This window comes from Achromobacter insuavis (assembly GCF_902859645.1).
GTDB classification, from domain to species: Bacteria; Pseudomonadota; Gammaproteobacteria; order Burkholderiales; family Burkholderiaceae_B; genus Achromobacter; species Achromobacter insuavis.
In genome coordinates, this window is record NZ_CADIJR010000146.1 from 1 (window position 1) to 6,645 (window position 6,645).

A 6,645-nucleotide genomic window follows, 5' to 3' on the forward strand; every position below is an offset into this window, starting at 1 on the left:
CGGCCGGTGCGCGCGCCGGCTACAGGCGCTCGATCATGGCGCGCGCCGCCGCCGGCGCGCGTTCCTTGGCGCCATTGATGAAGAACGCGAACACGTCGCGCGCATGCGCCGCGCCGGCCGGCTTGCGCGGGTCGACCCGCGGCAGATCGGCCGGATCGCCGCCGCGCGCCCAGGTGCGCAGGCGGTCGGCCCACGCGTCCAGCACCTTGGGCGCATAGCCGGCCTTGAAGGCGGTGCTGGCGCGCATCAGCCGGGCATAGACGAAGTCGGCGGTGCGGTCGGCCAGCGACGGATAGTCCTCGCTGTCGGTGTAGACCGTGGCCACGTGGTGGCGCCGCGCCAGGTCCAGGTAGGCCTGGCAGGCGAAGCTGGCGTGGCGCACGTCCATCACGTGGCGCAGCGGCAGGCCGTCGACCTGGTCCGGCAGCAGCGCCAGGAAGGCGCCGAAATCGTCGGCGTCGAACACCTTGGTGGGCGCGAACTGCCACACGATCGGTCCCAGCTTGGGGCCGAGCTCGGCGATGCCGCCATGCACGAAGCGGTGCACCGATTCGCCGGCGCCGGCCAGCTCGCGGCGGTTGGTGGCGTAGCGCGATGCCTTGAGCGAGAACACGAAGCCGTCAGGCGTTTCGTCGCGCCACTTGGCGAAAGTGGCCGGCTTCTGGCTGCTGTAATAGGTGCCGTTGATCTCGATGGCGCTGAGCTGGCGGCTGGCGTACTCGAGTTCGCGCGCATGCGGCAGGCCTTCCGGGTAGAAGGGGCCGCGCCAGGGCGCGTAGGTCCAGCCGCCGACGCCGACGCGGATGGCGCCGTCGCGCGGGGCGGGCGGGGACGATGAGCGTGGCGGCATGGGCGGGTCCTCCCTGGGGCGTATCGACATTCAACGGCGCCGCGCGCGGGCCTGGCGGGCGCGCCGATCCGATCACTGTATCCCGGTCCGGCGGCCGCTCCCATCCGGTCACATTTAAAAGCGGCGCGGCTGTTGTATCCGGGCCGCGATGCCGGCCGTCGCCGCCGTTGCAGCGCGGCCTGCGGCGGGCGCGCAACACGCATGCCGCGGCCGTGAAAAATCCCGCTGTTCCGATACAGATTTCAGATAACGTGATGCTTCATCCCTTCACCATCGACCGGCCCGCGCCGGCGCATCATGCCTGACATTGCCAATCTCCTGACGTTCGCCCTGGTCGCCCTGGGCATGGTGCTCACGCCCGGGCCCAACATGATCTACCTGGTGTCGCGCTCGATTTCGCAGGGGCCCAAGGCCGGCCTGATTTCGCTGTCCGGAGTGGCGGTGGGTTTCATCTTCTACGTGCTGTGCGCGGCCTTCGGCCTGACCGTGCTGCTGATGTCGGTGCCCTATGCCTATGACGCGCTGCGCTTCGGCGGCGCGCTCTACCTGCTGTACCTGGCCTGGCAGGCGGTGCGTCCCGGCGGCCGCTCGCCGTTCCAGGTGCGCGAGCTGCCGGCCAGCAGCCCGCGCACGCTGTTCACGATGGGCCTGGTGACCAACCTGCTCAATCCCAAGATCGCCGTGCTGTACGTGTCGCTGCTGCCGCAGTTCATCCAGCCCGACCACGGCAGCGTGTTCACCCAGTCGATCGCGCTGGGCCTGACGCAGGTCGCCATCAGCCTGTCGGTCAACGCGGTCATCGCCATCATGGCCGGCTCGATCGCCGGTTTCCTGGCCGGCCGCCCGCTGTGGATCGTGATCCAGCGCTGGCTGATGGGCACGGTGCTGGCCGGCCTGGCCGTGCGCATGGCGCTGGACTCGCGCCGCTGAGCGCCTGCCGCTGAAGACGCGTTGCCGGACGCAGGCCGCCCCGGCCCGTGACGGCCCGCGCGTCAGCGCCGCAGCGTGACGGCCAGCCTGCCCAATTGCCGGACCAGCGCCGGAAACCGGTCGGCGCTGGTGTTGCCGTAGCCGATCACCAGGCCGTTGTCTTGCGGCTGCGGCGTGATGGCGAAGCTCGACAGCGCGTTCGGATTCATGCCCAGCTGGCGCGCCTGCTCGACGATGGCGCGGTCCGGGATGTCCGGCGGCAGCCGCACCGTCAGGTGCAGGCCGCTGTGGCCGCCCAGCACTTCATGGTCGACGCCCAGGTGCTGCGCCAGCGCCTCGCGCAGCGCCGCCTGGCGGTCGCGGTACAGCCGCCGCATGCGGCCCAGGTGGCGCGAGAACTGGCCGTTGTCGATGAAGGCGGCCATGGTCAGCTGCTCCAGCCGGTGCCCGCCGCGCAGCATTTCCGAGATCGACGGCATGGCCGGTTCCGCGATCGCCTGCGGCAGCACCAGGAAGCCCAGCCGCAGGGCGGGAAACATGGTCTTGCTGAAGGTGCCCACGTACAGCACCGGCGCGTCCGGCAGCAGGCCCTGCATCGCGGCGATCGGCTCGCCCTGGTGGCGGAATTCGCTGTCGTAGTCGTCCTCGATGATCCAGGCGCCGGCGCGGCGCGCCCGCTCCAGCAGGTCGAGGCGGCGCGCCAGCGACAGCACGGCGCCGGTGGGGTATTGATGCGTCGGCGTGGTCTGGATCAGGCGCGGCGGCCGGGTGCGCCAGTCCTCGTCGCGGATGGCGACGCCGTCGGCGTCGACCCGCATCGCCACCACGTTCAGGTCGCCCGCGTGGAAGGCCGACTTGGCCCCGCGGTAGCCGGGCTCCTCGAGCCAGGCGGTGTCGCCGGGGTTGGTCAGCAACTGCACGCACAGCGCCAGCGCGCCCTGCGCGCCTTCGGTGATGACGATGCGCGAGGCGTCGCAGCGCACCCCGCGCGACACCCGCAGGTATTGGGCGATGGCTTCACGCAGCGCCGGCTCGCCCACCGGCGGACCGTAGCCCAGGGTGGCGGCGGGGGCGGCCTGCAGCGCCCGGTCCTGGGCGCGGCGCCAGGCGTTGATGGGAAACTGGGTCAGGGCCGGCGTGCCCGGCGTGAGCGGCAGCGAGCCGTCATTGGGCGCGCGCGTCGAGACGATGCGCGACAGCCGCGTGGCGGTGCGAAAGGCCGGCGCCTCCGGTGGGGGCGGCGGTTCGGCGGCTTGCCTGGCGGCCTGCTTGGCGGCGCTGGCGGCGGTGGCCGACAGCGGCGCCACCCGGGTGCCCTGGCGGTCGGCGATGACGTAGCCTTCGGCGGTCAGTTGCTCGTAGGCGATCAGCACCGTATTGCGCGAGATGTCGAGCTCGTCGGCCAGCACGCGCGAGGCCGGCAGCTTGCCGCCGGCGGGCAGCTGGCCCGCCAGGATGGCCTGCTTGAGCCGCTGGATCAGCTGGCGCTGGCGCGGCAGGGCGCCTGGCCCGCGTGCCAGGGGGCTGGAGAGCAGGGCGGCTTGGTCGGTCATGGCTCTATTAAATCAAGAGGTCGTGGTGCTTTTTATCATGCCACGGTTTGGCTATCGTGGGAGCATGCCAGGGCCCGCCGCGACGGAAAAGCCCTGGCGGGCGTCCGCCACTGGCGGCGGCGTTCCCCAACCTGGATGAGGCCTCGCAGCATGCAACCCCGCGTCAACGAATACCAACAACCCGTCGGTCCCGCCCTGCCCGACTGGACGCCGCGTTCGCGTCCGCCCATGGCGATCGCGCAGGGCCGCTACTGCCGCCTCGAACCGCTGTCGGCCGAACGCCATGCCGCGGACCTGTTCCATGCCTTCAACCAGGCACCCGACGGCAGCGACTGGACCTACATGTCCGCCGGCCCGTTCGCCGACGAGGCCGCTTACCGCAAGTTCGCCGAACAGGCCCAGGCGCAGCCGGGCAGCGACCCGTTCCATCATGCCGTCATCGACCTGGCCAGCGGCCGCGCCATCGGTTCGTTGTCGCTGATGCGCATCGAACCCGCGCACGGCGTGATCGAGGTCGGCCATGTGGCGTTTTCGCGCCTGCTCAAGCGCACCCGCATCGCCACCGAGGCGCAGTTCCTGCTGATGCGCCGCGCCTTCGACGAACTGGGTTACCGCCGTTATGAATGGAAGTGCGACAGCCTGAACGCGCCGTCGCGCGCGGCCGCCACCCGTCTCGGCTTCCAGTTCGAGGGCATCTTCCGCCAGGCCATCGTGTATCGCGGCCGCAGCCGCGACACCGCCTGGTTCTCGATCATCGACAGCGAATGGCCGGCCCTGCGCGCCGCCTACGAGCGCTGGCTCAGTCCCGACAACTTCGACGCCGAAGGCAACCAGCGCCACGGCCTGGCGGACCTGATCGCCCAGGAAAAGGCCGCGTGCGCCTGATTCCCGTTGCGCTGGCGCTGTTCTGGGGCCTGAACTGGCCGGCGGTCAAGATCGTGCTGTCGATCTGCCCGCCGTTCACCCTGCGCCTGCTGGGGCTGGGCAGCGGCGCCTTGCTGCTGCTGGCGCTGGCGCGCGCCAAGGGGCTGTCGCTGCTGCCGCCGCGGGCGTCGTGGCCGGGCATCGTCATCGGCGGCATCCTGGCCGTGGCGGTGTTCAACCTGGCGGTGGCCTGGGCCCAGCTCAGCACCAGCACCTCGCGCGCCGCGGTGCTGACTTTCACCATGCCGATGATGTCGGCGCTGCTGGCCTGGGCCGTGCTGGGCGAGCGGCTGGACCGCCGCCGCGGCCTGGCGCTGCTGCTGGGCGGACTGGGCGTGGCGGTGCTGGCCTGGCCGGTGCTGCGCGCCATCTTTGCCGATCACGACCTGGCCGCCGCGCGCGGCCTGGTGTTTCCGCTCACCGCCGCCTTCGGGTGGGCCGCCGGCACGGTCTACCTGAAGCGCTGGCCGGTGATGGGGCACCGCATCGTGGTGACGGCGTGGCAGCTGGCGGTGGGCGCGGCCTGCGCGCTGGCCGGCGTGCTGCTGGCGGGCGAGGCGTTTCCGGCGCAGGGCTGGAGCCCGCGGGTGGCGGCGGCGCTGACGTTCCATATCGTGCTGGGCACGGCGGTGGCGTATTGGCTGTGGTTCGTGCTGAGCGAACGGGTCAGCGCCACGGTGGCGGCCTTGACCACGCTGATGGTGCCGGTGGTGGGCGTGCTGGGCGCGATGGCGCTGGTGGGCGATCGCCCCGCGGCGGCCGATTGGTGGGGCTTCGCGCTGGTGCTGGCGGGCGCGGCGCTGATCGTGTTGAACCTGGGCGGCGCGCGCCGGGCCTGACGGCCGGCGCGTGGGTCTGGTGCCTGGGTCTGGCGCCTGGCGCCTGGCGCCGGTCAGGCCCGCCGGCTGCGCCGCAGCTTCTCGCGCAGCAGGCCGGCGCCGCTCACCAGCGAGATGCCGGCCAGCACCATCAGCGCGCCGACCACGAATGCGCCGTCCAGCGGTTCGTCCAGGATCAGCACGCCGAACGACACGCCGAACAGCGGCGTCATGAACGACAGGATCGACAGGCGCGAGGCCAGGTAGCGCCGCAGCAGCCAGAACCAGGCCAGATAGCTCGACAGCGCCACCACCACCGACTGGAACGCCACGCTCAACATGGCCGACGGGGTGTAGCGGATGCCGGCGTTGCCGGTGGCCGCGGCATAGACCAGCAGCACCAGCGCGGCGATCGCCATCTGATAGAACAGCGTCTTGGACGGCGCCGCTTCCGACAGCGCGGTGCGCCGGATCGCGACCGTGGTGGCGCCCCACAGCAGCCCGCCCAGCAGGCCGAGGCTGTCGCCCAGCAGCATGTTGCTGGCGGCCGCGGCTGCTGGCTGCTGGCCGTTGCCCAGGAAGGCCACGGCGATGCCGCCGAACGCCACGGCCACGCCCAGCCATTGCAGCGGCGCCATGCGTTCTTCCGGCACGCGCCAGTGCAGGCCCAGCGCGGTGAAGATCGGCGCGGTGTACAGGAACACCGACATGTGCGAGGCGGTGGTGTACACCAGCCCCTGCGCGATCGCCAGGAACTCGAAGCCGAACAGCAGGCCCACCAGCACGCCGGCGCCCAGCGTGCCGTCGCGCCATGCGCGCGCGCCTTCGCCGCGCCACACCACCACGCCCAGCACCAGCGCGGCAAAGGCCGAGCGCAAGCCCACCTGCATGATGGGCGAGATGTCGGCGGCCACCAGCTTGATGGCGATCTGCTGGAAACCCCAGCACACGCACAGCAGCAGCATCACGCCGGTGGCCAGCGTGTCCAGGGGGCGGCGGGTGGGGGCCAGGCCCGCGACGGCGCTCACGGCAATTCGGCCGGGTAGCTGTCCAGCGCCAGTCCGATCTGCTGGCGCAGATCCCATTCGGCCAGGCTGGCCTGCACCGGACCGAAGAAGGCGCCGTCGCGCGTGACGAACATGGCCGGCAGGTGGAAGACCTCGTAGCGTTCCACCAGGCCGCCGTTCTCGCCGGCGTCGACCCAGCACACCCGTTCCACCGGCAGGTCCAGCTTGGGCAGCTGTTCGCGCGCGATGCGGCAGGTGCCGCAGGTGCGGCTGTGGAACACCAGCAGCGTCAGGCCGGGGGTGTCCAGCAGGTAGCGGTCGGCGGTGCTGTCGTTTAGTTCGATCTGGTCCATGGCGGCGTCGGGGTGAGGGGGGGGCGGGGTTAGCGGGACAATCTGCGATCCAGTTCCCGCACGGTCTGGTACAGCACGCGGGTGCCGTCCAGCAGTTGGGCCGGCTCGATCCATTCCTCGGGGCAGTGGCTGCGCCCGTTCAGGCAGGGGATGAAGATCATGCCGATGGGGCCGGTGGGCGCCATGTAGACGGCGTCGTGGCCGGCGCCG

At 71.5% G+C, this 6,645-nt stretch carries 8 protein-coding genes; 3 read left to right on the forward strand and 5 right to left on the reverse strand.

The window, feature by feature from the left end:
- Nucleotides 1-19 precede the first annotated feature (19 nt).
- Nucleotides 20-850 carry a DUF72 domain-containing protein gene (locus tag H0523_RS31235; RefSeq protein WP_054432275.1) on the reverse strand — a complete coding sequence of 277 codons (831 nt, stop codon included), beginning with the start codon at nucleotides 848-850 and terminating at the stop codon, nucleotides 20-22.
- A gap of 297 nt (nucleotides 851-1,147) precedes the next feature.
- Between H0523_RS31235 and H0523_RS31240 the strand changes: the two genes are divergently transcribed.
- Nucleotides 1,148-1,780: a LysE family translocator gene (locus H0523_RS31240; protein ID WP_054432274.1), complete on the forward strand. Its 633-nt coding sequence runs from the start codon at nucleotides 1,148-1,150 to the stop codon at nucleotides 1,778-1,780.
- Nucleotides 1,781-1,842: 62 nt separating this feature from the next.
- Here the strand turns inward: H0523_RS31240 and pdxR are convergent, their stop codons facing one another.
- Nucleotides 1,843-3,333 carry a MocR-like pyridoxine biosynthesis transcription factor PdxR gene (gene pdxR / locus H0523_RS31245; RefSeq protein ID WP_054432273.1) on the reverse strand — a complete coding sequence of 497 codons (1,491 nt, stop codon included), beginning with the start codon at nucleotides 3,331-3,333 and terminating at the stop codon, nucleotides 1,843-1,845.
- Between the two features lie 150 nt (nucleotides 3,334-3,483).
- On the opposite strand from pdxR, the gene H0523_RS31250 reads away from it, so the two are divergent.
- Together H0523_RS31250 and H0523_RS31255 are read left to right on the forward strand one after the other, a co-directional pair.
- On the forward strand, nucleotides 3,484-4,218 hold the full coding sequence (locus H0523_RS31250; protein WP_054432272.1) for a GNAT family N-acetyltransferase: 735 nt from the start codon (nucleotides 3,484-3,486) through the stop codon (nucleotides 4,216-4,218).
- Nucleotides 4,209-5,096: a DMT family transporter gene (locus H0523_RS31255; protein WP_054432271.1), complete on the forward strand. Its 888-nt coding sequence runs from the start codon at nucleotides 4,209-4,211 to the stop codon at nucleotides 5,094-5,096. The genes H0523_RS31250 and H0523_RS31255 overlap by 10 nt, the downstream gene beginning before the upstream one ends.
- A 53-nt stretch (nucleotides 5,097-5,149) precedes the next feature.
- Here the strand turns inward: H0523_RS31255 and H0523_RS31260 are convergent, their stop codons facing one another.
- From H0523_RS31260 to H0523_RS31270, 3 genes are all read right to left on the reverse strand, one after another.
- Nucleotides 5,150-6,040 carry a DMT family transporter gene (locus H0523_RS31260; RefSeq protein ID WP_054432481.1) on the reverse strand — a complete coding sequence of 297 codons (891 nt, stop codon included), beginning with the start codon at nucleotides 6,038-6,040 and terminating at the stop codon, nucleotides 5,150-5,152.
- Nucleotides 6,041-6,099: 59 nt separating this feature from the next.
- Entirely contained in the window at nucleotides 6,100-6,435 is a 336-nt protein-coding gene (locus H0523_RS31265) for a thioredoxin family protein (protein ID WP_006394163.1), read from the reverse strand.
- 29 nt (nucleotides 6,436-6,464) lie between these two features.
- Nucleotides 6,465-6,645, reverse strand: a 181-nt coding sequence (locus tag H0523_RS31270) for a M20/M25/M40 family metallo-hydrolase (protein ID WP_180180288.1), incomplete at its 5' end; no start/stop codon positions are given.

Coding starts and splice junctions, on each gene's coding strand:
- H0523_RS31260 (WP_054432481.1), bottom strand. CDS start 6,040: ATGCTGCTGCTGTGCGTGTGCTGGGGTTTCCAGCAGATCGCCATCAAG.
- H0523_RS31265 (WP_006394163.1), bottom strand. CDS start 6,435: ATGGACCAGATCGAACTAAACGACAGCACCGCCGACCGCTACCTGCTG.
- H0523_RS31240 (WP_054432274.1), top strand. CDS start 1,148: ATGCCTGACATTGCCAATCTCCTGACGTTCGCCCTGGTCGCCCTGGGC.
- H0523_RS31235 (WP_054432275.1), bottom strand. CDS start 850: ATGCCGCCACGCTCATCGTCCCCGCCCGCCCCGCGCGACGGCGCCATC.
- H0523_RS31250 (WP_054432272.1), top strand. CDS start 3,484: ATGCAACCCCGCGTCAACGAATACCAACAACCCGTCGGTCCCGCCCTG.
- pdxR (WP_054432273.1), bottom strand. CDS start 3,333: ATGACCGACCAAGCCGCCCTGCTCTCCAGCCCCCTGGCACGCGGGCCA.